The sequence below is a fragment of the Rathayibacter sp. VKM Ac-2879 genome, assembly GCF_015351245.1.
Classification (GTDB): domain Bacteria; phylum Actinomycetota; class Actinomycetes; order Actinomycetales; family Microbacteriaceae; genus Rathayibacter.
Window position 1 is genome coordinate 110,357 of sequence record NZ_JADKSO010000005.1, and the last position, 22,409, is coordinate 132,765.

Below are 22,409 nucleotides of genomic sequence, written 5' to 3' on the forward strand. Positions count from 1 at the left end.
ATGCGGCGTCCCCTTCGCGTCCCCGGCCCTGGTCTGGCGACCAGCACGTAGAATCGTGTGGTGAGTGAAGCCCTGATCAGTCTGCCCATGCCGCGTATGCCCCGCGCCACGGGGCGCCTGCGCGACGAGCCCGTGGACGGACCGAAGCGCGTGCTCCTCGCCGCTCCCCGCGGCTATTGCGCCGGTGTCGACCGTGCGGTCGTCGCGGTCGAGAAGGCCATCGAGCACTATGGCGCTCCCGTCTACGTGCGCAAGCAGATCGTGCACAACGTGCATGTCGTCTCGACGCTCGAGAGCCAGGGCGCGATCTTCGTCGACGAGGTCGACGAAGTGCCCGAGGGTTCGCACGTCGTCTTCAGTGCGCACGGAGTCTCGCCCGCGGTCGTGCAGGGCGCGGCCGACCGCAAGCTCCAGGCCATCGACGCGACCTGCCCGCTCGTCACGAAGGTGCACCGCGAGGCCGTGCGGTTTGCCCGCGACGACTTCGAGATCCTCCTGATCGGCCATGAGGGCCACGAGGAGGTCGAGGGCACCGCAGGCGAGGCACCCGATCACGTCACTCTCGTCAACAGCCCCGACGATGTGCCGAATCTCGTCGTGAAGGATCCCGAGAAGGTCGTCTGGCTCTCGCAGACGACGCTCTCGGTCGACGAGACGATGGAGACGGTCCGCCGCCTCCGCGAACGCTTCCCTCATCTCCAGGACCCGCCCAGCGACGACATCTGCTACGCGACGCAGAACCGCCAGGTCGCCATCAAGAAGGTCGCCGCCGACGCCGAACTCGTGATCGTGGTCGGCTCGGCCAACTCCTCCAACTCGGTCCGTCTTGTCGAGGTAGCCCTCGAGTACGGCGCGAAGGCCGCCTACCGCATCGACTACGCGAGCGAAATCAGGCAGGAGTGGCTCGACGGCATCCGCACCGTCGGAGTCACGAGCGGCGCCTCGGTGCCCGAGGTGCTCGTCCGCGAGGTGCTCGACGACCTCGCCGCCGCCGGCTACGGCGACGTCGAGGAGGTCAAGACGGCGGAGGAGGACCTGATGTTCTCGCTCCCGAAGGAGCTGCGCAAGGACGTCGCCGGCAAACGGGACGCCCGCGCGGTCGGCGGCCGGATCAGCGCCGGAGCGTAGAGCTCCCGGCCCCGAGCCGTGCGATCGAGGCAGTACGGCGAAGAGGCAGTACGGGCGAAGAGGCCGCCCCCTGCGGGGGAGCGGCCTCTTCGCCCGTACGGGCACGGCTCAGATCGCGCCGGTGCCGCTCGGAGTGGGGACGACTCCAGATGTGGACATGCGTGACACGTAGTCGGCGAAGGTCGGATCGCCGAGGATGGCGATCGCCGCGATGACGAGCGAGAGCACGACCGTCGCGACGATGCCGAGCAGAGGCACCAGCACGGCGCGCTTGCCCGCGCGGATGCGACGGATCGCGATCCACACCGAGAACGCGACGATGAGCGATTGCGCGAGCGCCACTACGACCCCGAGCACGCGCGCGAGCTCGGGGGAGCCGTAGGTGCCGATGCCCTGTCGCGTGTAGAGCTCCTCGAGCGTGCTCGCGAAGCTCGACGGATCGAGCAGCGTCGGCACGGCGAAGAACACGCCGAGCGCCAGCAAGACGAGGGTCAGCATCCGATCGACGGGATGCGCCGCCGCGGGTCTCGCCGGCGCGGAGGCGGGGCGCGGATCGGATTCCGCACCGCGCGGATCCGGAACGACCACCGCCTCCTCAGGGGGCTGCCACGACCAGCCGGGCGGCGCATACTCGCCGTACTGCGGCGCCGGCCGCTCCGAGCCGGGTCGTTCAGGACTCGGATGCTCCGCGCCTGTCCGCTCCGCTCCCGATCGCTCGTGCGCCTCGGTCACAGACCGGCGCCCGCCCCGGCCGACTTGCCGGCGGAGCCGAGCTGACGTGTCGCCTCGGCGACTCGAGACGCCATGGCGGTCTCGGCGATCTTGCCCCAGGCGCGCGGGTCGTAGATCTTCTTGTTGCCGACCTCGCCGTCGACCTTGAGGAAGCCGTCGTAGTTCTTCAGCACCGTGTCGGCGATGGAGCGGCTGAACGCGTACTGGGTGTCGGTGTCGATGTTCATCTTGACGACGCCGTTGCGGACCGCCTCGGCGATCTCCTCGTCGGTCGAGCCGGAGCCGCCGTGGAACACGAGGTCGAGCGGGAGGGCGTCGGTGCCGTACTTGGCCTGGAGTCCGTCCTGGATCTCGCGGAGGAGCTCGGGACGTAGACGTACGTTGCCCGGCTTATAGACGCCGTGCACGTTGCCGAAGGTGAGAGCGGCCATGTAGCGGCCCTGCTCGCCGAAGCCGAGCGCTTCGACGGTCGCGATCGCGTCGTCGAGCGTGGTGTACAGGTGCTCGTTGATGTCGTGCGAGACGCCGTCTTCCTCGCCACCGACGACGCCGATCTCGACCTCGAGGATCGCATTGATGTTCTTGACGCGGGGGAGGATCTCCTTCGCGATGCGCAGGTTCTCTTCGAGGGGCACGGCAGAGCCGTCCCACATATGCGACTGGAAGAGCGGCTCACGGCCGGCCTTGACCTCCTCTTCGGAGGCGGCGATCAGCGGGTAGACGAAGCCGTCGAGCGCGTTCTGCGGGCAGTGGTCGGTGTGCAGCGCGACGGTGACGGGGTAGTTCTTGGCGACCTCGGTCGCGAACTTCGCGAAGGCGATGGCCCCGGCCGCACGGTTCTTGACGGTGTGGCCGGCGAAGTAGTCGGCGCCTCCGGTCGTGACCTGGATGATGCCCTCCGAGCCCGCCTCGGTGAGTCCCTGCAGGACCGCGTTGATGGTCTGCGACGAGGAGACGTTGAAGGCTGGGTAGGCGAATCCGCCCGCCTTGGCCTTGTCGAGCATCTCTGCGTACTGGTCCGGGGTAGCGACGGGCATGGCATCTCCTTTGACGGATGAACGGGAGGGATTCGGGCGGGGCCCGCGTCGGGCACGAGTCTAGCGACGCGGCCTTGCCCTCTTCTCCGAGCACCCCCGACCCTCGGAGGCCGCTGGGCTAGGCTTCCGAGCGGGATGGGGACCCGCTCCGCGGGTCCTGCGACGACGTGCACGAACTCGACCGCGAAGGACTCCGCGCAGTGACCGACAACGACTCGCTCTACCTCCACCCTGATCGCAATCTCGGCATGGAACTCGTCCGTGCCACGGAAGCGGCTGCCATCCGCGCCGTCCCCTTCATCGGCAAGGGCGACAAGAACGCCGCCGACGGCGCCGCGGTCGATGCGATGCGCACGTTCCTCGGCACGGTCAACTTCGACGGCGTCGTCGTGATCGGCGAGGGCGAGAAGGACAACGCGCCGATGCTCTACAACGGCGAACACGTGGGCAACGGCTCCGGTCCTGCGGCCGACATCGCTGTCGACCCGATCGACGGCACCTCGCTCACGGCCGCCGGTCGTCAGAACGCGCTCTCGATGATCGCGGTGGCAGACCGCGGCGCGATGTTCGACCCCTCGGCAGTCTTTTATATGGAGAAGATCGTCACCGGCCCCGAGGGTGTGGGCATCATCGACATCGAGCGGCCGATCGGCGAGAACATCAGGGCTTTGGCCCGCGCCAAGCGCAAGCCGGTCGACGAGATGCGCATCGCGGTGCTCGACCGCCCGCGTCACGCCCAGCTCATCGAGGACATCCGCGCGGCGGGAGCCGGCACTCGCCTCTTGCTCGACGGCGACGTCGCGGGGGGCATTAACGCGGCGCGCCACGATTCGCGCCTCGACATGTGCGTGGGCGTCGGAGGCACGCCCGAGGGCATCATCACGGCCTGCGCCATCCGTGCGCTCGGCGGCGTGATCCAGGGGATCCTGCGCCCGAAGGACGACGATGAGCGCCAGCGTGCGCTCGACGCGGGCCACGACCTCGAGCGGGTGCTGCACGCGAACGATTTGGTGCGCAGCGACAACACCTACTTCGTGGCGACCGGTGTCACCAACGGAGGTCTCGTGAAGGGCGTGCGCAAGGAGGGACACGTCATCACGACGGAGTCGATCGTGTTGCGCTCCCGCTCGGGCACCATCCGCCGCGTGACCGCCCAGCACCTCGCCGAGAAGTGGATCTAGCGAGCGCTGTCGCGCGCGTCGCGGTGCCTGGCTGTCCATCGGAATCTGGCCGTTCACCGGGGTCGGGCCGTCTGCTCGGAGGCGTCGGGGGCGAGGAGTTCGACGGCCGTGAGGCGCCTCGGTGACGCGGTCACGCCTCCGACGGGCTGGAGGATCCGCGACTCGTCGAGGGCGTCGAACTGCCGCGCCGTGACGAGCACGCGGCTTTCGAGCGAGCCGGCGAAGGCGTTGTAGGAGTCGACGGTCTTCTCGATCGAGCGGCGCAGCCCGTCGGCGTGGTCGGCGAGTGTGCCGAGTCGCGAGTAGAGGGTCTTGCCGAGGTCGAGGAGCCGCTTGGCGTCGTCGGCAAGGACGTCCTGCTGCCACGTGTAGGCCACGGTCTTGAGCACCGACCACAGAGTGACCGGGGAGGCGAGGGCCACCCGCTTGCGGAACGCGTACTCGAGCAGGCTCGGGTCGGCGTCGAGAGCGCTCGCGAGGAGCGGCTCGCTCGGCACGAAGGCGATGACGAACTCGGGGCTCGCGGGTAGGCCGCTCCAGTAGGCGCGGGCGGCGAGGGCGTCGACGTGGCCGCGGAGGGCGCGGACGTGCGCGCGCAGCAGGCTCGCGCGGCGCGCCTCCTCGTCGGCGCCGGCCGTCGGGGGGATGGCGCTCGCCTCGAGGTAGGCGTCGAACGGCACCTTCGCGTCGACTGCGATCGCCTTGCCACCGGGCAGACGCACCACCATGTCGGCACGGCCGCGGCCCGCCTCGCCCTCGAGACCGAACTGCACGTCGAAGTCGACGCGCTGGAGGAGTCCGGCGGCCTCGACCACGTTGCGCAGCTGGGTCTCGCCCCAGGCGCCTCGACTCGTGGTGGAGCGCAGCGCGGAGGCGAGCGTCTCGGTGGTCGAGCGCAGTCGCTCGCCGGCCAGGCGCTGACCCTCGAGCTGCTCGGTGAGGGCGCCGAACTGGGCGGCGCGCTCGCTCTCGAGCCGACGCACCGACTCCTGCATGCCGCGGAGGCTCTCGGCGACGGGTGAGAGTGTCTGCAGGATCCGGGCGTCGTGGCGCTCGCGCTCGGCGACCGTGCGCAATTGCTCCTGGAGCTCGCGGATCTGCTCTCGTGCCGAGCCGAGGTGCTCGCGATGCTGCTCGAGCACGGCCTCGTGGCGCTGCTCGAGACCCTCGGCGCGGGCGCGGGCGGTCGCGAGATCGAGGGCGAGAGCCGCGTCAGGCGTGCGTGCGCGGGCGAGGAGGACGGCCACGACGGCCGTGACGAGCGCGCCGACGAGCAGGCCGAGGATGAAGCTGGGTTCCATGCAGCCGATGAGATCACGGACCTCCGACACTGGCGTCCGGAACACGCCATGACCCTCAGACGAGGGGTGCCGCGTCGCAGCGCGCTCGGTCAGCGCGCGAGACGAGGCCTATAGGCTTCGCGACCATGGGGAACTACCGCCGCTCGTCTCGCTTGCTCACCGCCGCTCTCATCGCCGCCGTCGGTCTCGGTGCCGGCCTCGTGCCGGTCGCCTCCGCGGCCGCGGACCCGGCCGCGCCCTCGACCCTCTCGGTCGAGACCGGAGCGCTCGATCCCACCCTCGACCGTGCCGATCAGGGCGCTCCCGGGCTGAGCACGCAGGCCTATGACGGCGACGAGACCAAGAGCTTCCGCGCCGGTTTCATCATCAGCGACGCGAACTTCTTCGACTCCGACGCCCTCTCGGCGTCCCAGGTGCAGTCGCTCTTGAACGACAAGGGCAGCGGCTGCTCGACGGGCGTCTCCGTCCCGTGTCTCAAGAACTTCTCGCAGCAGACCTCCTCGAAGCCCGCGGACGCGATGTGCAGTGCCTACGCCGGCGCCTCGAACGAGAGCGCGGCGACGATCTTCTCGCGCGTGGGACTCGCGTGCGGCATCAACCCGCTCGCGCTCGTCGTGCTCGTCCAGAAGGAGCGCAGCCTCGTCACGTCCACGTCGCCCACCGCGACCGACTACAACAAGGCCACGGGCTTCAACTGCCCGGACACCGCCCCCTGCGACCCCGGCTCGGCGGGCTTCTTCACCCAGGTCTACAGCGCGGCGCGGCAGTTCAAGAAGTACGCGAACCCGCCGGGATCGGGCGCGAACTTCACCGCCTACGCGCCCGGCACCACGCCGAACATCGCGTACTACCCCGACACGCGCTGCGGATCCTCGCCCGTGACGATCGGCAACCAGGCCACCGCCGACCTGTACTACTACACGCCGTACCAGCCCAACAGCTACGCCCTCACCGGCACGGGCGACTCCTCGTGCGCGACCTACGGCAACGTCAACTTCTGGTACCTCTTCAGCGACTGGAACCCCGCCGGCACTCTCGCCAACGCAGGGATCGCCCCAGACGGCTCGGTCGACACGCCCCGCATCTCGGGCACGACCCTCACCGCCTCCGGCTGGACCGTCGACCCGACGAGCCAGCAGCTCGCGCTCGCGACGACCGTCACGATCACGGCCCCCGACGGCTCGAAGACCGTGCGCACCCAGAACGCGGGAGGCGACCGCGGCGACATCCCGGGCGCCTACCCGGTGGCCGGCCGCAACCACGGCTTCTCGGTGACGGCACCCGTCTCGGCGATCGGCACCTACACCGTCTGCGCGAGCGCCGCCTCCGCCGACTGGAACCGCTGGGTCGGCACCGGCGACTCGCGGGGCCCGGGCTCGAAGGACCTCGGCTGCTCCAGCGTCTCGTACAAGGGTGCGATCGCCGTCACGCGGCTGGCCGGAATCGACCGCCAGGAGACCGCGGTGAAGGTCTCGCAAGCGACGTTCCAGCCCGGCGTGAACGTCGTCTACATCGCGAGCGGCCAGAACTTCCCCGACGCCCTCAGCGCCGCGCCCGCTGCGGCGAAGCAGGGCGGACCGCTGCTTCTGGTCGACCCCGACTCGATGTCGCAGCCGGTCCAGGACGAGCTCTCTCGGCTGAAGCCGAAGAAGATCGTCGTCGTCGGCTCGAATCTGAGCGTCAGCGATGCCCTGTACCAGCAGCTCGCCACCTACGTCGGCTCGAGCAACGCGATCCTCCGTCTCGGTGGCGTCGACCGCTACGACACCTCGAAGAAGATCATCAACTACGCCTTCCCGGGCACCTCGGCCAAGGCCTGGATGACCTCGGGCGAGCGCTTCCCCGACGCGCTCGGCGCCGGAGCGTCAGCGGGCTCGGCGAATGCGCCGGTCATCCTCGTGAACGGTGGCGCCGCGACCGCCGATCAGCAGACGATCGACCTCCTCACCCGACTGCAGGTCACGAAGCTCACGATCGCGGGCAGCACGCTCGCCGTGAGCGACGGCATCAAGAACTCCCTTCCGTCGTCCGTCGTCTCGACCCGCATCGGTGGCGTCGACCGCTACGACACCTCGGAGCAGATGAACCGCGCCGGTTTCCCCTCCGGTGCGAAGACGGTCTACCTCACGACGGGCGAGGCCTTCCCCGACGGCCTCTCGGGAGGCGCGGCGGCCGGTTACACCGACAGTCCGCTCTTCACGGTGCAGCCCACCTGCGTGCCGCAAGCGGTGCTGAACGACATCTCGGCCTGGGGAGTCACCAAGGTCAACGTCCTGGGCGGCCCGACCACGCTGTCCGACGCCGTGCTGAATCTCACCTCCTGCGGCTGAGCGTCGGGCGGCGGCTACCGTGGAGGGATGATCCGGGCAGCGTTCTCCGTGTCCGCCGCCCGACGTAGGAGGATCGGGGCAGTCGCCCTGCTCATCCTCCTCGTGGCGGGCGCGCTCGCGGGCGCGACGGACCCGAGCCGCCGGGCGGCGCCTCCGAGTGAGCCGCCGAGCATCACGATGTGGACCACGCTCTCGGGCGGGGTCGACGCATCCGATTTCGATCCGGGCGACATGATCTCGGACGCTGTCTTCTTCGACGGCGATGCACTCAGTCCCGTGACGATTCAGGCGTTCCTCGACGCACGGGTCCCGGAGTGCGAGGGCGTCGATGTGCCGTGCCTCCGCGACTACACCGAAGACACGGCCGACATCCCTGCCGACGAGGAGTGCCGAGCCTCGCCGGGAGGCGACGGGCGCACGGCCGCCGAGATCATCGGCGCCGTGGCCGTGGCGTGCGGGGTGAGCCCCGCGGTCGTGCTCACGCTGCTCCAGAAAGAACAGTCGCTCGTCACCGATCCGGCTCCGAGCGAGCGACAGTTCCGCAGCGCGACCGGGTACGGCTGCCCGGACACGGCCGACTGCGACAGCGACTCGTTCGGCTTCGCGGCGCAGGTGTATGGAGCGGCTTGGCAGTTCCAGCGCTACCGGGCGCCCGGAAGCAGCTTCGACTGGTATCCGGTGGGAGAGGTCAGCTCGATCGCCTTCTCGCCTGACCCCGCGTGCGGCTCGGCGGACGTGATGATCGAGAACGCGGCGACCGCCGGGCTGTACTACTACACGCCGTACCAGCCCAACGCGGCCGCGCTCGCGAACCTCGAGGGCTCGGGCGACGACTGCTCGGCGTACGGCAACCGCAACTTCTGGCGCATCTTCAGCACGTGGTTCGGCGATCCGCGCGCGGGCGGGTAGAGCGGCTCAGGCTGCGGCGTCCACCTTCGGACGTAGCCGCTTGAGTCCCACTCCCGCGAGTTCGCCGAGCTCGGCCATGCTGGTCGCGCCGTGGCGGCGGGCGGCGTGCACGACGATCGCGGCACACGCCTCCGCATCGGCCGACGCGTCGTGGTGACGGAACTCGTCGAAGCCGGCCGCCAGTGCGACCGCGGGGAGGCGGTACGAGTCGAGCTCGTAGGTCTTGCGGGCGAGCTGGAGCGAGCACAGGTAGTCGTACTCCGGATGCTCGAGCGCGGTCGCGGCACAGGCCGCGCGGATCACTCCCATGTCGAAGCCCGCATTGTGCGCGACGAAGACGTCGCCGTCGGCGAAGGCCACGAGGTCGGCGAACTGCTCGACCCAGGAGGCGGCGCCGCGCACGTCGTGGTGGCGGATGCCGTGGATGCGGGTGTTCCACTCGAGGAACTCGTCGAACCCCAGCGGCGGCCGGATGAGCCAGCCGGCGCGGTCGACGACGCGGCCGTTGCGGACTTTCACCAGACCGACCGAGCACGCAGACGCTCCGTGGGAATTGGCGGTCTCGAAGTCGATGGCGGTGAAGTCGATGGGCACGCTCCACCCTCTCACGCGCCTCCGACACGACCCGCCAGGCGTCCGGTGTGGGCCGATGTCCGGTGCCGCTTCCCGTCCTCGGGGCGCGAAGCGTCACGCCGTAAGATGGATGCCCGTGGCTCTCACTCTCGCAATCGTCGGTCTCCCCAACGTCGGCAAGTCGACGCTCTTCAACGCGCTGACCAAGAACACGGTCCTCGCGGCGAACTACCCGTTCGCGACCATCGAGCCCAACGTCGGAGTCGTGAACCTGCCCGACCCGCGCCTCGAGGTGCTCGCCGGTCTCTTCGGCTCGGAGCGCATCCTTCCTGCCCCCGTCTCCTTCGTCGACATCGCCGGCATCGTGCGCGGCGCGTCCGAGGGGGAGGGGCTCGGCAACAAGTTCCTCGCGAACATCCGCGAGGCCGACGCCATCGCCCAGGTGATCCGCGGATTCACGGACGCGGACGTCGTGCACGTCGACGGCAAGGTCGATGCCGCGAACGACATGGAGACGATCAACACGGAGCTCGTGCTCGCCGATCTTCAGACACTCGAGAAGGCCGAGGCGCGGTACGAGAAGGAGGTGAAGGGTCGCAAGATCGAGCCCATCGTGCTCGAGACCGCGAAGAAGGCGCGCGAGTTCCTCGACTCCGGCCGGCCGTTGTCGGCGTCCTCCCTTGACCTCGACCCGATCCGCGAGCTGGGGCTGCTGACGGCAAAGCCCTTCATCTATGTCTTCAACGTCGACGAGGCGGTGCTGACCGACACTGCTCGCAAGGCAGAGCTTGCGGCGCTTGTGGCCCCCGCGCAGGCGATCTTCCTCGACGCGAAGATCGAGTCGGAGCTGATCGACCTCGACGAGGCCGACGCCGCCGAGATGCTCGAGTCGACGGGCCAGACGGAGTCGGGCCTCAACCAGCTGGCGCGCATCGGCTTCGACACGCTCGGGCTGCAGACCTACCTCACGGCCGGCCCGAAGGAGACGCGCGCCTGGACCATCGGGAAGGGGTGGACGGCTCCGCAGGCAGCGGGCGTCATCCACACCGATTTCCAGAAGGGGTTCATCAAGGCCGAGATCATCTCGTTCGACGACCTCGTCGAGACCGGCTCGATCGCGGAGGCGCGCGCCAAGGGCAAGGCGCGCATCGAAGGCAAGGACTACGTGATGCAGGACGGCGACGTCGTGGAGTTCCGCTTCAACGTGTAGAACGCCCCTTCTACCCCCGCCGTTACTGGGATGCGCGCTCGTCAGTCCGCAGAGAGTCCGCAGGAGCGGCGCTCGCCGCCTTCATCAGGCCGGCTGCAGCGGTCCTGGTACGGTCCTCGGCGGTGGGCCATAGGTGCGAGTAGGTCTCGAGCGTGGTGGTCGCCTTCGCGTGTCCGAGGGCGCGCTGGACGGTGACGACGTCGCAGCCGTCGGCGATGAGGCCGGAGGCATAGAAGTGGCGGAGGTCGTGCAGCCGGAAGGCGCTGACGCCCGCGCGGGCGATGGTGCTGCGCCACCAGTAGCCGACGGTGTTCTGGTGCGGAGGCCGGCCGCCTCCGCCGACGAAGAGCCAGCCCTCGTCGCCGCGGACGCCGATCTGCTCGACGTGCCGACCGAGGAGGAGCACTAGCTCGTCGGGGAGGTAGACGACGCGCTCGGACCCGTACTTCGGAGGAGTGACCTCGACGCCGCCGGCCGAGACGCGCTGCACCTGGCGCTGAACGTGGAGCTGCCGGCGTAGGAAGTCGACGTCGGAGAGCTGCGCCCCGGCGGCCTCGCCGAGGCGCAGGCCCGCGAACGCGCAGAGCGCGACGAACGGTCGGAACCACTCCTCGGCCGCCTCGAGCACGGCGCCGACTTCCTCGGGCGTTGGCACGCGCATCGCATGCTCCGCCTTCCGGCCTCGCGGGAGCGTGACGCCCTCTGAGGGGTCGGTCCCGATGACCCGATCGCGGAGAGCGCCGCGGAGGACGGCGCGGACGTTGTTCGTGCGCGTCCTGATGGTGCCGGCGGCGAGACCCTCGGCGCTCATGCTCTTGATCCACGTCTCGACGTGGGAGCGGCGGAGCTTGCCGAGCTCGACGTCGGCGAAGGTGCAGCGCCGAACCGCAAGGCTCATCGCTGTCGCGGTTCCTCGTGCCCAGACCTGGCGGGTCGACCACTCTGCGAAGTAGCTGGCGAGCGTGACCCGGCCGGCGCGCGGGTCGACGTAGGTGCCGAAGATGACGGTAGCGGTTACGCCGTCGAGCCACCGCTGAGCGTCAATCTTGCGGTCGAAGTGCCGCGCATGCTCCTTGCCCTCAGCGTCGCGGTAGCGTGCGCGCCATGCACCGTCAGCTCTCTTCTTGATGCTCGCCATCTGCCTCCGCCTCCCGGCGCATCGTCTCTCGATCGACCATTTCTCGGTGCAGCAGCTGTAGGTACACAGTTCCGCCGAGCACGACGTCCTCAGCCTGTCCCCAGGCTTCCAGCTGCGGGAGTGAATCCCGGAGAGAGCCGGCGACCCGTTCGATCTCGCCGGTGAACGCCTGGTTGATGATGCTCAGTGCCGTCTCGAATGCTCGCCACTCCGGATGGATGGAAAGCAGGTGGCGAACGGTCTCGTCGTTCTCTTTGTCGAGCGGTCGTAGGCCATCCGCGACCTTCGCGAGGTCGTACTGGGCGGCCGCGTACTCGCGACTCGCATCGTCGACGAGGCGAGATGCTCGAGCCATTCGATCGATCCGCGTCTGCAGGAGACGCCGCTCCGAGCCCGGGAGTTGTCTCGCAAGGTCGCCCAGGTCCAAGCCGAGCTCGACCGACAGCGCGACCGCCTCGGAGAGCTTCGCCGGTCGGCCGCCTCCCTCGATCCGCGAGAGAGCGGACGGGTCGAGCGCATGCCCGTACTTCGTCATCCGCTCGGCGAGAGATCTCTGACTGAGCCCTCGACGCTCTCGCGCCTCTGAGACGCGACGGCCGAATGTTGAGTCGAGATGGCCATCGTCGTCTGATGTTGGATTCTGCACACAGCACATCGTATGTGTTGACAGCATCGATGTCACGACGTACGTTCATGCACAGATCGCATGAGATGTGATCCTGACGAGAGAGGCGATCCCGTGACAGCAACAGAAAAGCTCGCGGTGGTGTCCATCCTGCTGACTCTGCCCGAGACGGCGGAGATGCTGCGGAAGTCCGAGGCGCAGCTCCGCTGGATGATCCAGACGAAGACGGCCCCGCGCTCAGCGGTGATCGGGGGTCGACGCATGTTCCGGCGCGCCGACGTGGACGACTTCATCACGAAGGCGTTCGAGGACGCCTCGTGAGTAAGAAGAAAGCCCCCGGCGCTGCGCCAACAGCAACCGAGGGCAAGACCTCCACCAGAACCATGGAAGAACCAGAAGGAGTCTCAATGACTGAGAGCAACACTACTGCGGCGCTCGCCGTGTCCGCACCCCCCTCGTCCGAGCGCCACGACGGGCGGGACAGCCGGCTGGCGATCATCGAGGCGGCCTGGTCGGAGGGTGATCGGTCGGCGCTGGTCGACATCCCCTCGCCGTGGTGGGCGCATTCGGGAACGGTGGAGACGGGTCTGTCGGACCGGGAGTTCATCGTTACGTGGGTCTACGACGATCCGGAGGGTCGCGAGCGGCTGGCGACGGTCTCCCAGTTCGAGTCGGTCGACCGAGACACCGGTGAGTGGGCGTCGGAGCCGCCGGCGATTCACGTCCTGTCGAACGGTACGCACTCGATAGAGGGGACGACGGAGTCGCCGGAAGAGGCGCGACGAGTGGCGGCCGATCTGGACCGTGCTGCGTCCTGCTTGGAGGTGGCGTCTGGTTCGCGGCTGGTCGCCGGAGGCCCTCGCGGAGCCCTGACGCCGGTCGGGCATATCGTGATGCTGCGCCGGATGGCCGGGATGAGCCGGAAGGCGCTGGCGCGCGAGGCCGGCTACAGCAAGCGGACCCTGCGCCTCATCGAGAGCGGCGCCGTCCCTCTTCTGCGGGTCGATGCGCACTTGCTGACCGCCGCCATCGCGCGCCGCCTCGCCGAGGGTGCCGCCTCCGAGGAGCTCGGAGCGTGAGTCTGGTCACCACCTACGTCGTCTACTGGCCGGAGTTCGGGGTGCTCAAGATCGGCCGCGCGAAGCGGTGGGCGCGCTACCTCGACCTGCTCGAGCCGGAGAACGGCGGCCGTCTGCTGCTGATGTACGACAAGACCCCGCCGGAGTTCGAGACGTTCGCGCTGCGCGAGCTGCGGGAGCACTTCGCGCGTGCGTTCTCGTCGGATCGGGACGAGCTGGCGCTGCGGTTGCTGCCGCGGGCGCGCGGCTTCACGGAGTGCTTCTCGGTCCCGCGCGGCAAGGCGCGCGAGGCCATGGATTGGATTTTCGAGGGATTCGGGAGGGCGCTTCGTGCGGCAGAGGACTCTGCAGCCGGCGCTGGTGTTCGAGGACGAGTACCTGCGGGAGCTTCCCGCGGCGATGCGGTTCACGGCGATGGCGTTGCACTGGATGGCGGACGATCAGGGGCGCCTGGCGGCGTCCCCGCGGAAGATCTGGGCGGAGCTGTACCTCGAGGACGAGTCGACATCGGAGAGCGACGTGGAGACACATCTGCTGCGCCTGGCCGAGATCGGGTATCTGTGCCTGTTCGAGGTGGCGGGCCGGCCGTACTTGGCGCTGGCGAAGCTGTCGACGATCACGCACCCGAACCGGTCGGAGCTGCCCGACCCGCCCCCGCAACCCTGGGAGGCACCTGCTCATGCGCTGGGCAGAACCTTTCATGCGGGACGCATGGCTATAGGGGGAGGGGGGGAACAGGGGGAGGGAACCGGGGGAGCCAGTCCGAACACGCTCCCCGACAGCGACCTCGAGAACCTGCCGTCCCCGTTCTGCGACGAGCACCAGCCGAGGGGAGCGGGCAAGGGCGTGAAGTGCCAGGCCTGCGGGGATGCCCGGATGTACCACCGCACGCTCTCCGACGAGAGAGCCGCCCGACTCCACCAGCCCGACTGACAAGGGTCGACCATCAACAGCCCAGCGCCACCCGATCGGAGGACCGACCATGCCGAACCACATCGACACCGGAGAGCGCTGCGAGCGCCACGTCGGGGAGGCGTTCCCACCCCGCTGCTACGACTGCGCGGCGCTCGCCGCTGGGGCCGCCGCGCCCCCTGCCGTCAAGCCCGCGGCCGCCCCTTTCGTCGGCTGCTACGCCGCCATCGAGTGCGAGCGTCATCCCGGGTACTTCCTGCCGTGTGATCGCTGCTGGCGGGATGCTCACGCGGTCGATGCGGCGTCGGTCGTCGCCGCGTGACGGGCGGGGCGACCTGTTATCGCGGGTGCGTGCGCCGGGGGACGGAGTCGGACGAGGAGCCGGAGCTGCTGGGCGCCCGTCATGGGGCGTTCTGCGATCGGTGCTTCCTGCGGACGCGCGACGCGCTGCGGACGGTGGCTCAGGTGGCTGCGCACGTGGCGACGATGGTGGGCATGAAGTCGGGGGACCCGGGGGGCTCGGGCGTGCGCGCGGCGCGGAAGGAGGCGCCGCTGCCCCTGAACGTGCAGGCGTTCGACGATCTGAACCTGATGTACGAGACGCTGGTGCAGTTCTCGGGCCTCTTCGCCGCGCATCTGCGATTGCGCCGTCCGCCGGCGGCCCTGTTCGCGTGGCGGAACGCGACCGGCCGGGTGAAGGGCTTCCCTGCTGGGGTGTCGTCGTGGTCGGCGGAGCACGAGACGCAGCTGCAGGCGCAGTGGCTCGGCCACTACCTCGACGCGATCTTCGTCTCGGCGAGCGCCGACGAGTTCGTCGACGTCCTCGATTTCATGATCGACGAGGTCGCGCACTTCCGGTCGATCGCTGCGCGCTGGCCGCAGACCTGGGGAGCTCGGTACTCGCGGATGCCCCATCAGCGGATCGGGAATCGCGAGCTGACGGTCGAGGAGACGATCGCGTTTCATCGAGGCGGCGTCATGCCGGACACCGCGGAGGGGATCGTCTCGTGCTGGCGGGGACCGAATCGGCAGGCGATTGCCGTCTGTCCGCCGACGCAGGAAGGTGCGCCGATGCGCATTCACTGCGAGGTGTGCGGGCACGAGTGGTCGGAGAGCGAGTACGAGGCCGATCTGCTGCGGTTCGACGACATGCAGCGCGAGCTGGACAGCTCGAGCGCCGTAACCGATCACCTCGTGCGGAAGTACCGCGACCTGCTCGACCTGATCGCCAAGTGACGGCGCTCGCCGGGGTGCGTGACCGTGACCCGTCGTCGTCGGCCGCGCGGTACGCCTTTCGGGCGCGCGGGGTGTCGGTACTGCCGACACCCTCAGTACCGCTTAGCCCACCGTCAGGGGTGCGCAGCAGTTCGTACCCTCTGGTGGCCCGATGAGCGCGGCGGATGAGCGGCGGGCGTGGTCGCTGGCGCTGGGCGCGGATCCGCTGCTGACGCCGACTGCGCGATTCGTGCTGGTGTACCTCGGGCACGTGGCGGAGTACGGGCGGGCGGTGTCGAGCGTCCCGGCGATCGCGAAGGCGCTCGGCCTGTCATCGTTCGCGATCGAGGGTGGCGTCCGAGAGCTGATCGCCAAGGGTGTAATCGCTCGCCGGGGGCTCGGCACTCGTGGGCGACGTGAGTATCGGATCCTCGGGAAGGGGGAGGCATGAGGGCAGGTCACGGTGAGGTGTCTCTCTCCGAGGAGGCGGCGCGGTGGCGGCGATCGTTCCGGGCGGAGCAGCGGCGCCATGAGGCGACGGCTGACGCTCTGCGCACCGCGAACCGGATGCTGCTCGGCCTATGGCTGCGGGGGAGGCTCCGCGACCCGTCCGACTTCGACCACAGCATCGGGCTCGACACGGTAACGGACGAACTGGGCCGGATCGACTGGCGCCTCGTGTCGTCGCGCATCGACCAGCTGATCGACGCGAAGCCGCACTACGCCGCGCCGGCCGGAGATGCCTCGTCGCCGGCGGGGACTCGTGCCATAGAGTGGTTCTCGATCGATCAGGTGTGAGCCAGGGGCCGCCGAATCGGTCACGGAGCCCAGGGGGCAGCGCGGAAGAGGCCAGGGGCCGCCGCGGGACCTTGATCCCTCTTGGAGCTCCCAGTGACTCGCTCACTCCACTCGATGCACCACGCTGCGGCCGGCCCGCGCGCGTCGGAGCGCATCAACCAGGCATTCATCTCCACCCGCCTCCACCCGGCGCCGCGCGCGGCCGCGGCGCCGGTGACGCGCAAGGACTTCACAGACCGGCTCGGACTGCCGGAGACGGCCACGAACGCCGAGGTGCTCGACGCCGTCGACAAGGCGGCCGCAAAGCGCGGCGCGTCGCGTCCGGCGTCGGAGGAGGATGCGCTCTACGCGCTCGCCTTCGGCGGCAGCGACGCGCAGACCGCCCGCTCGCAGCCGTCCGGCCAGTCGGCCGATGACGAGCTCTACGCACTTGCGTTCGGCCGATGAGCGGCCCGAACGGCTACATCCTCGGCCGCGCCCGGTTCGAGGTCGTCGCGCCCTGCGTCGTGGTGGCGCTCGCCGATGGCGGGCAGAAGTACGTGTACCGCGGCGTGCCCGTGCCCCTGGACGCGCTGCCGTCGCATGTGGCTCACCTGCTCGATATCGGCGCGATCCGCTCGGTGAACGGAGCGGCAGCATGAATTGGACCGACCTGCACCGCTTCGCCCTGAGCTGCCGCTCCGCGGGGGTTGAGGCGCCGGCCGCTGTCGAACGCGGCCTGGCGCTCGTCGCGGCCATCAACGCCCACGAGCGGGCCGACACCGGCCCGCTGCTCAGCCTGACGGAGGACGAGGTCAAGGATCGCGTGACGCAGCTGTCGATCCGCGAGCACGACCGCGATGGCCGCGCCTCCCTGCGAGGCATGCAGCCCGGTATCGATCACGTGACCAAGCAGCTGGCCGGCGAGGTGCGAGCGGCTGCTCTGCCGGACCTCGAGGAGATCATCGCCACGCTGCGCCCGCGTTTCGATGAGCACGCCGCGCACTTGGTGGAGGCCGCGACGGTCTACGGCTTCACCTACGACACCACCTCCGATGAGGTGATCGACCTCGCCGACGAGCGGGCAAGCGCCGCCTGGCGTGCCGTCCCGAAGGCGTGGGGCGCGCTCGCGCCGATCGTGTCGCTGCGCATCGCCATGTCGACCCTGTTCGATGTCAGCCCCAACAAGGCGGAAGTGCGCGCGGCCTCGTTCCCGCGCACGCCGCGCAGCGAACCGACCAACTACTCGGTGTGCTTCGCGGCCGGCGACAACTGGTCACTAGACCGCGGCTACTACGTCGAAGGAAAGACGGTCGGTCACCTCGACTGGCTCGCGCTCGCCGGGGGAGGGCTGCGACTCAACAGCCCCGACGAGGTCCGGGCCAAGCTCGACGCGCGCGGAATCGGTGCGCTGCCGGCGCCCGGGCTGCCTCAGGAGCCGGCCGACCCGCTCGACGTCGTCTACCCCTCGTTCCCGCCGTCCTGACGCAGCACCCCGATCGCCAGAAGATCCAGGCGATCGGGGTGCTGCCCACCTCCCGCGCCGGTCCTGGCGCTTCTCTCTCCACGCGAATCCGGCCCTCACGCGAATTGATTCACGCGAAATCACTCCAATTGAACGGATCAGTCACCGATGTCTCGACGACGCAAGCCCTGCGGCACCTACGCCGCCTACCGCAGGCACCTGCAGGACGGATCGCCTGTCGACGCAGCCTGCCAACGCGCGCAGCGCGACCACGACGCAGGCGTCCGAAACAGGCCGTTCGAGCACGCGCAGCGGCGCCAGCTCGGACCGACGACAGCGACGCCTCCCACGCCGCCCCCCGCAGCGCCGGCCGCGGGTGGATCAGGGGTGCAAACCTCGCACATCCCCACGCCCGCGCCGGTCTCTGACCTTGCACTCCTCGCGCGGGGCGGGTGGGACGAGATGAGTCCGCCAGAGCGCTACGCGCGCTGTCTAGTCGATATGAGCATCTTCGTGCACCGCGAAGATCTTTTCGCTGTCGTCGACCTCGCCTGGGAGCTCGACGACATCCTCGACGACTGGTGCCACGCCGTGGCCGACCAGATGCGAGCGGGCGGGCTTGAGGTGCCGGACTGGTTGGTCGAGCGCCTTGGGGAGGCGGACGCACGCGAGCCGCGGTCAGACTGAGGCGGCTCGGCAGCGTAATCGTCAGTTCGAGCTCGCGGCTAGAACGCGCGCTGTGTCGGAAGTGCTCGCTAGCATGCGCGGATGGGGAATCAGTGGCGCTCGCCGTTGGAGTCGCGATGCACGACGCCGCGGGCCGAGCCGATGACATGGCTCGACTACGTCGACGACGGCGCGCCATCGGTCGCCGCCTTCGCGTCCTGGTTGTCTCAGCTGCACCCCTCCGTTCGGCGCGACCTCGTCGTCAAGATCGACGCGCTCAGGGCGCTCGCGGCAGCCGGCGACATCGTCATCTCCGGAGACGACGCAGTCGACCAGCTCGCCGCCATCCGTGCCGACCCGGATCTCTACGAGCTGCGGTGGACGCTGCTGACGAAAGTGGTGAGGCAGTACCACGGCGAACCACCCGAGGACGGCGACCTGCTGGTCGCGCTGCACATGCACATCAAGGGAGACACGACGCTGCTGCGCCGTGGAGGCCAGCGCCGAATAAGCAACCAGCCGGCCGAAATCGCTCGCGCTGTTCGCCGCTACCGCGACGGCCACGAGTCAGCATGGACCACTGACAGGGGGTGAGACAACCCGTACACAACCCCATGGTTGTGCCCCTATCATCCATACATGCCTAGCCTCAGCGAGCTTTTTGCCGACGTCCGACGCTCCGCCGGGTACCGCAGCGCCAGAGAGATGGCAGACGGCGACTACCGCCTGATCTTCGACCTCGTAAAGGTCCGCAAGCGACGAGGCCTGCGGCAGCGCGACGTCGCCGAGGCGCTCGGCGTCTCCCAGCAGGCCGTCTCGAAGATCGAGCACTACGACTCGGATCCGCGCCTCTCCACCATCCGCATGTACGCCACCGCCATCGGCGCCGTCGTCAGCCATGATGTGCGCATGGACGTCGACCAGCCCGTCGCTGTGCCGTCGACGACGGTCGATCACCGCGACCGGTTCACGTTTGTGGGTTTCGCCTTCGACTCTCATGACCGTTCGACGCCGTTCCTCCCCGGCGTCTACCTCACCAATGGTCTTGATGGCCGTCCCGAGTGGGCTCGCGAGAGCGACGCCGAACGCGAGCTGGTTGGCTGATGGATCGTCGCTTCGCTGTCGACAACGTCGACGTAATCCAAGTGCGCGCATCGATTGGCGGCAGCGAGCCGCACCTGCAGTACAACGTGACCTACGAGCCCAAGTCCCGCCCCTCGGAGCTGGGTAGCTTCTATCCCGTGGTCGCGTCCCTGCACGCTGCCGATGAGGACGGCTGGGGAGATGTGAGTATCGGGGCCTTTCTCTTGCCGCTCGGAGAGGTGCCAGACGGCATCCCGCTCAGCGAGGTGCTTGCTGACGACGCAGCGATCGAGACTCTTTACGACATCGCACGCACGCACTTGCGACACGTCCTTGCCACGGTTGGTTGCCTCACCCAGTTGCCGAAGCAGGCTCCCGAGGCTGAATTCTCGGAGCAGGACGGCGTCGTACAGGAAACCGAGCCTGACGAACCGACGAGCTGACAGAACGAGGTCTCGACCGGCGGCGAGCGCATCGAAGAGGAAGCGCAGAACCTGCCCTCGCGCGTGGCGGCCCGAACGACCTTCCTAGCTACGGTGTGCCCGTGAGCTCGAGCATTGAAGACATCATCCGGAAAGTCGTGCGCGAGGAAATCCAGCGCACCGTGCCTGCGATCGTCGCGGGCGTGGTGGCGCGCGTGCAAGATCTTCAACCGCCTCCGCCCTCGCCAGTTTCTATCCCGCTCCATCTCACGGTCAACGACGCGGCCCCGATCGCTCTCCGACACCCGGAGACGATCAGAGGCGCCCTCCGGGACGGCAGCCTGCACGGCGCTCAACCCTCGAGGAGAGCGCCTTGGCGCATTCGGCGTGACTGCCTCGTTAGCTGGATCGAAGGACGCCCCTGCCAGCATCAGGAGGCGGAGAAGTCAGCACGACGCCGACCCGAGAGACGGAGCCGAGCGTGATGCCGACGCGAGAGGAGTGCATCAAGCGAGCGGCCGGCATCCTCGCGCGCGCGGCGCTGCGGATAGAACAGGAAGCGTCAGACGCGCGCATAGCCGCTCAGTCCGCAGCCAGTCCGCAAGAAGTCCGCAACGGGGCGATTCCCGGCAACATCAGCCAACAACTGGATCCGCGTAATGACGCGGATCTCAGCTGTTGACAGGACAGGTCAACACCAGGGCCAACGTTCCGCTTCAACGTGTAGGTACCGCGCCAAGCACGATGCCTCCGTCGCCGTCATCACAGGGTGCCAGTGCCGCGAGACAGAGGCTGTGCGGGCCGCGAGCGATCGTCGGGCAGGGTGAGGTGATCCGGGGTCTCGGCAGCGAGGGTGATCCGAGCCAGGATTCGGGCGATGGCGGCGAAGAGGACCCCGGCGAAGAGGACCCCGGCGAAGAGGACCCCGGCGAAGAGGACCCGGGCGCAGAGGACCCGGGCTGGGACCCTGACGAGGAGTGAGCGGCGGCAGCGAGCATGCACGCTGACCGGGCGGTGCGCGGCTTAGAGCGCCGGGTCGGTGCTCGCCGTGTCCTCGGGGGCGACGGCGGCCTGACGCTCGCCCGCCGCCGCGCCGGCGAAGGGTGCGCGCACCGCACTGCCGCCCGACGTGGCCGCGTCGGGAGCGAGCGCGAGCGCCTCCTGGAGCAGCCCCCGGACGTGCCTGGCGAGGCCGATGTTGATGGGAGCGGGATCCTCGAGGAGGTCCACCAGGCGGCGGAGCACGGCACAGCTCGTCGGGCGCGGCATGGCCACCACGCTAGGGCGCAAGCGCCCGGCTGCGGAAGTGCCGATACGCGCCAGCGTGGCGCCTCCGCTCGCCACCTGACTCGACTCGATGGCGCCCGTCGTCGGAGCCTCGAGAGGGCCGAGACGCTCGCTCACCGACAGCCTGGAGGCTCGAGGCGCGCGGACGGTGCGATCCGGCCGCGATCGGATCGCCCTCGGCGAGGCTTCGCCCGTCGTCGAGCTGCGGGGCGAGGAGGCACCTCGGCGTCTCGGCGACGGGTTCGGGCATCGCCGGGTCGCCTCGATGGTGTCGCGGTCGAGGGCGGAGTTGTCGTGTTTGGCTGATGCGAGCCCTCCGGCCATCCGTCGTTCACCACCGCGTCGCCTCGCCGCACTAGCGTCACCGCGTGCCCGCCACTCCCGACTCCGTCCCCACCTCTGAGCTGCTGCGCACCCTCACGCCCGACGACGCCCGAGATCTGGTCGTCGTCGACGAGGATGACGACGACCCCGTGCTGCTGCGACCCGACGGCAGCGTGATCGACACGTGGCGCGAGGGCTACCCGTACGACGAGCGCATGTCGCGCGACGAGTACGAGGCGGGCAAGCGCCTCCTCCAGATCGAGCTGCTCAAGCTGCAGAACTGGATCAAGAAGCACGGTCGACGCTTGGTCGTCGTCTTCGAGGGACGCGACGCCGCGGGCAAAGGCGGCACGATCAAGCGCTTCACCGAGCACCTCAACCCGCGCGGGGCGCGCGTCGTCGCCCTTGAGAAGCCGACCGAGCGGGAGGCGGGGCAGTGGTACTTCCAGCGCTACGTCTCACACCTGCCCGCGGCGGGTGAGATCGTGCTCTTTGACCGCTCGTGGTACAACCGCGCCGGGGTCGAGCAGGTGATGGGGTTCTGCACCCCGGAGCAATACGACGAGTTCATCCGACAGACGCCGCTGTTCGAGCGGATGCTCGTCGGCGACGGCATCGACCTCGTGAAACTGTGGTTCTCGGTGTCGGCCGAGGAACAGCGGACCCGCTTCACGATCCGCATGATCGATCCGGTTCGCCAGTGGAAGCTCTCGCCGATGGACCTCGCCTCGCTCGACAAATGGGACGACTACACGGCGGCGAAGGAGGCGATGCTCGCGGCGACCGACACCGATGACGCGCCGTGGACCATCGTGAAGAGCAACGACAAGAAGCGCGCCCGGCTCGAGGCCATGCGTCACGTGCTGAGCCTGTACGCCTACGACGGCCGGGACGACGAGGTGGTCGGGACGACAGGGGCCGACCCGTTGATCGTCGGGTCGGCCGCCGAGGTCTACGAGCGCGGCGAGCACACGCCACACTGACGCGGCAGGCCGACACGGACAGAACGAGGGAG

Annotated in this window: 27 protein-coding genes; 20 read left to right on the top strand and 7 right to left on the bottom strand. The window is 69.1% G+C overall.

Annotation, left to right across the window (positions count from 1 at the left end):
- Window positions 1-87: 87 nt before the first annotated feature.
- On the top strand, window positions 88-1,128 hold the full coding sequence (locus ITJ45_RS12970; protein ID WP_194610835.1) for a 4-hydroxy-3-methylbut-2-enyl diphosphate reductase: 1,041 nt from the start codon (window positions 88-90) through the stop codon (window positions 1,126-1,128).
- A 108-nt stretch (window positions 1,129-1,236) separates the two neighbouring features.
- On the opposite strand, the gene ITJ45_RS12975 is transcribed toward ITJ45_RS12970, so the two are convergent.
- Window positions 1,237-1,860: a DUF6264 family protein gene (locus tag ITJ45_RS12975; RefSeq protein ID WP_323743039.1), complete on the bottom strand. Its 624-nt coding sequence runs from the start codon at window positions 1,858-1,860 to the stop codon at window positions 1,237-1,239.
- Window positions 1,857-2,897 carry a class II fructose-bisphosphate aldolase gene (fbaA, locus tag ITJ45_RS12980; protein ID WP_194610683.1) on the bottom strand — a complete coding sequence of 347 codons (1,041 nt, stop codon included), beginning with the start codon at window positions 2,895-2,897 and terminating at the stop codon, window positions 1,857-1,859. The genes ITJ45_RS12975 and fbaA overlap by 4 nt, the downstream gene beginning before the upstream one ends.
- Before the next feature lie 248 nt (window positions 2,898-3,145).
- Here fbaA and glpX point away from each other — a divergent pair, with 248 nt between their 5' ends.
- Window positions 3,146-4,078, top strand: a complete 933-nt coding sequence (glpX, locus tag ITJ45_RS12985; RefSeq protein ID WP_194610834.1) for a class II fructose-bisphosphatase — start codon at window positions 3,146-3,148, stop codon at window positions 4,076-4,078.
- A 53-nt stretch (window positions 4,079-4,131) separates the two neighbouring features.
- Here glpX and ITJ45_RS12990 read toward each other — a convergent pair whose 3' ends face one another.
- On the bottom strand, window positions 4,132-5,379 hold the full coding sequence (locus ITJ45_RS12990) for a DNA recombination protein RmuC (RefSeq protein WP_194610681.1): 1,248 nt from the start codon (window positions 5,377-5,379) through the stop codon (window positions 4,132-4,134).
- A 125-nt stretch (window positions 5,380-5,504) separates the two neighbouring features.
- Here ITJ45_RS12990 and ITJ45_RS12995 point away from each other — a divergent pair, with 125 nt between their 5' ends.
- Window positions 5,505-7,709: a cell wall-binding repeat-containing protein gene (locus ITJ45_RS12995; RefSeq protein WP_194610679.1), complete on the top strand. Its 2,205-nt coding sequence runs from the start codon at window positions 5,505-5,507 to the stop codon at window positions 7,707-7,709.
- A gap of 27 nt (window positions 7,710-7,736) precedes the next feature.
- Window positions 7,737-8,618 (top strand): hemagglutinin, encoded by an 882-nt coding sequence (locus tag ITJ45_RS13000; RefSeq protein ID WP_194610677.1) that lies wholly within the window; start codon window positions 7,737-7,739, stop codon window positions 8,616-8,618.
- A 6-nt stretch (window positions 8,619-8,624) separates the two neighbouring features.
- On the opposite strand, the gene ITJ45_RS13005 is transcribed toward ITJ45_RS13000, so the two are convergent.
- A complete protein-coding gene (locus ITJ45_RS13005) occupies window positions 8,625-9,212 on the bottom strand; it encodes an exonuclease domain-containing protein (RefSeq protein WP_194610675.1) in 588 nt (195 codons plus the stop codon).
- A 115-nt stretch (window positions 9,213-9,327) separates the two neighbouring features.
- Here ITJ45_RS13005 and ychF point away from each other — a divergent pair, with 115 nt between their 5' ends.
- Window positions 9,328-10,401 (top strand): redox-regulated ATPase YchF, encoded by a 1,074-nt coding sequence (ychF, locus tag ITJ45_RS13010; RefSeq protein WP_194610673.1) that lies wholly within the window; start codon window positions 9,328-9,330, stop codon window positions 10,399-10,401.
- Between the two features lie 22 nt (window positions 10,402-10,423).
- Here the strand turns inward: ychF and ITJ45_RS13015 are convergent, their stop codons facing one another.
- Together ITJ45_RS13015 and ITJ45_RS13020 are read right to left on the bottom strand one after the other, a co-directional pair.
- A complete protein-coding gene (locus tag ITJ45_RS13015) occupies window positions 10,424-11,539 on the bottom strand; it encodes a tyrosine-type recombinase/integrase (protein WP_194610671.1) in 1,116 nt (371 codons plus the stop codon).
- A complete protein-coding gene (locus ITJ45_RS13020) occupies window positions 11,514-12,212 on the bottom strand; it encodes a helix-turn-helix transcriptional regulator (RefSeq protein ID WP_323744230.1) in 699 nt (232 codons plus the stop codon). The genes ITJ45_RS13015 and ITJ45_RS13020 overlap by 26 nt, the downstream gene beginning before the upstream one ends.
- A 66-nt stretch (window positions 12,213-12,278) precedes the next feature.
- Here ITJ45_RS13020 and ITJ45_RS13025 point away from each other — a divergent pair, with 66 nt between their 5' ends.
- The 14 genes from ITJ45_RS13025 (at window position 12,279) to ITJ45_RS13090 (ending at window position 19,804) form a co-directional block, all read left to right on the top strand.
- The gene (locus tag ITJ45_RS13025) at window positions 12,279-12,485 is read left to right on the top strand and encodes a helix-turn-helix domain-containing protein (protein WP_323743037.1); all 207 of its coding nucleotides are present in this window, start codon (window positions 12,279-12,281) and stop codon (window positions 12,483-12,485) included.
- An 86-nt stretch (window positions 12,486-12,571) separates the two neighbouring features.
- Window positions 12,572-13,243, top strand: a complete 672-nt coding sequence (locus ITJ45_RS13030) for a helix-turn-helix domain-containing protein (protein ID WP_194610667.1) — start codon at window positions 12,572-12,574, stop codon at window positions 13,241-13,243.
- Between the two features lie 330 nt (window positions 13,244-13,573).
- A complete protein-coding gene (locus tag ITJ45_RS13035) occupies window positions 13,574-14,176 on the top strand; it encodes a hypothetical protein (protein ID WP_194610666.1) in 603 nt (200 codons plus the stop codon).
- Between the two features lie 49 nt (window positions 14,177-14,225).
- Window positions 14,226-14,477 (top strand): hypothetical protein, encoded by a 252-nt coding sequence (locus ITJ45_RS13040; RefSeq protein ID WP_194610665.1) that lies wholly within the window; start codon window positions 14,226-14,228, stop codon window positions 14,475-14,477.
- A gap of 29 nt (window positions 14,478-14,506) precedes the next feature.
- A complete protein-coding gene (locus ITJ45_RS13045; protein WP_194610664.1) occupies window positions 14,507-15,391 on the top strand; it encodes a hypothetical protein in 885 nt (294 codons plus the stop codon).
- A 151-nt stretch (window positions 15,392-15,542) separates the two neighbouring features.
- Complete coding sequence (locus ITJ45_RS13050; protein WP_194610663.1) at window positions 15,543-15,821, top strand: hypothetical protein; 279 nt, start codon at window positions 15,543-15,545, stop codon at window positions 15,819-15,821.
- The gene (locus ITJ45_RS13055; RefSeq protein ID WP_194610661.1) at window positions 15,818-16,168 is read left to right on the top strand and encodes a hypothetical protein; all 351 of its coding nucleotides are present in this window, start codon (window positions 15,818-15,820) and stop codon (window positions 16,166-16,168) included. Before ITJ45_RS13050 ends, ITJ45_RS13055 begins: the two co-directional genes overlap by 4 nt.
- Before the next feature lie 93 nt (window positions 16,169-16,261).
- A complete protein-coding gene (locus ITJ45_RS13060) occupies window positions 16,262-16,615 on the top strand; it encodes a hypothetical protein (protein WP_194610659.1) in 354 nt (117 codons plus the stop codon).
- Window positions 16,612-16,809: a hypothetical protein gene (locus ITJ45_RS13065; RefSeq protein WP_194610657.1), complete on the top strand. Its 198-nt coding sequence runs from the start codon at window positions 16,612-16,614 to the stop codon at window positions 16,807-16,809. Before ITJ45_RS13060 ends, ITJ45_RS13065 begins: the two co-directional genes overlap by 4 nt.
- Window positions 16,806-17,633 carry a hypothetical protein gene (locus ITJ45_RS13070; protein ID WP_194610655.1) on the top strand — a complete coding sequence of 276 codons (828 nt, stop codon included), beginning with the start codon at window positions 16,806-16,808 and terminating at the stop codon, window positions 17,631-17,633. Before ITJ45_RS13065 ends, ITJ45_RS13070 begins: the two co-directional genes overlap by 4 nt.
- Window positions 17,634-18,113: 480 nt before the next feature.
- Window positions 18,114-18,299, top strand: a complete 186-nt coding sequence (locus ITJ45_RS13075; RefSeq protein ID WP_194610653.1) for a hypothetical protein — start codon at window positions 18,114-18,116, stop codon at window positions 18,297-18,299.
- A gap of 81 nt (window positions 18,300-18,380) precedes the next feature.
- Window positions 18,381-18,872, top strand: a complete 492-nt coding sequence (locus ITJ45_RS13080; protein WP_194610651.1) for a hypothetical protein — start codon at window positions 18,381-18,383, stop codon at window positions 18,870-18,872.
- Window positions 18,873-18,917: 45 nt separating this feature from the next.
- A complete protein-coding gene (locus tag ITJ45_RS13085) occupies window positions 18,918-19,382 on the top strand; it encodes a helix-turn-helix domain-containing protein (protein WP_228493942.1) in 465 nt (154 codons plus the stop codon).
- Window positions 19,382-19,804, top strand: a complete 423-nt coding sequence (locus ITJ45_RS13090; protein ID WP_194610649.1) for a hypothetical protein — start codon at window positions 19,382-19,384, stop codon at window positions 19,802-19,804. Before ITJ45_RS13085 ends, ITJ45_RS13090 begins: the two co-directional genes overlap by 1 nt.
- 1,002 nt (window positions 19,805-20,806) lie before the next feature.
- Here the strand turns inward: ITJ45_RS13090 and ITJ45_RS13100 are convergent.
- Window positions 20,807-21,052 (bottom strand): hypothetical protein, encoded by a 246-nt coding sequence (locus tag ITJ45_RS13100; protein ID WP_194610647.1) that lies wholly within the window; start codon window positions 21,050-21,052, stop codon window positions 20,807-20,809.
- 422 nt (window positions 21,053-21,474) lie between these two features.
- Between ITJ45_RS13100 and ppk2 the strand changes: the two genes are divergently transcribed.
- Window positions 21,475-22,377: a polyphosphate kinase 2 gene (gene ppk2 / locus ITJ45_RS13105; RefSeq protein WP_416365304.1), complete on the top strand. Its 903-nt coding sequence runs from the start codon at window positions 21,475-21,477 to the stop codon at window positions 22,375-22,377.
- Window positions 22,378-22,409 lie beyond the last annotated feature (32 nt).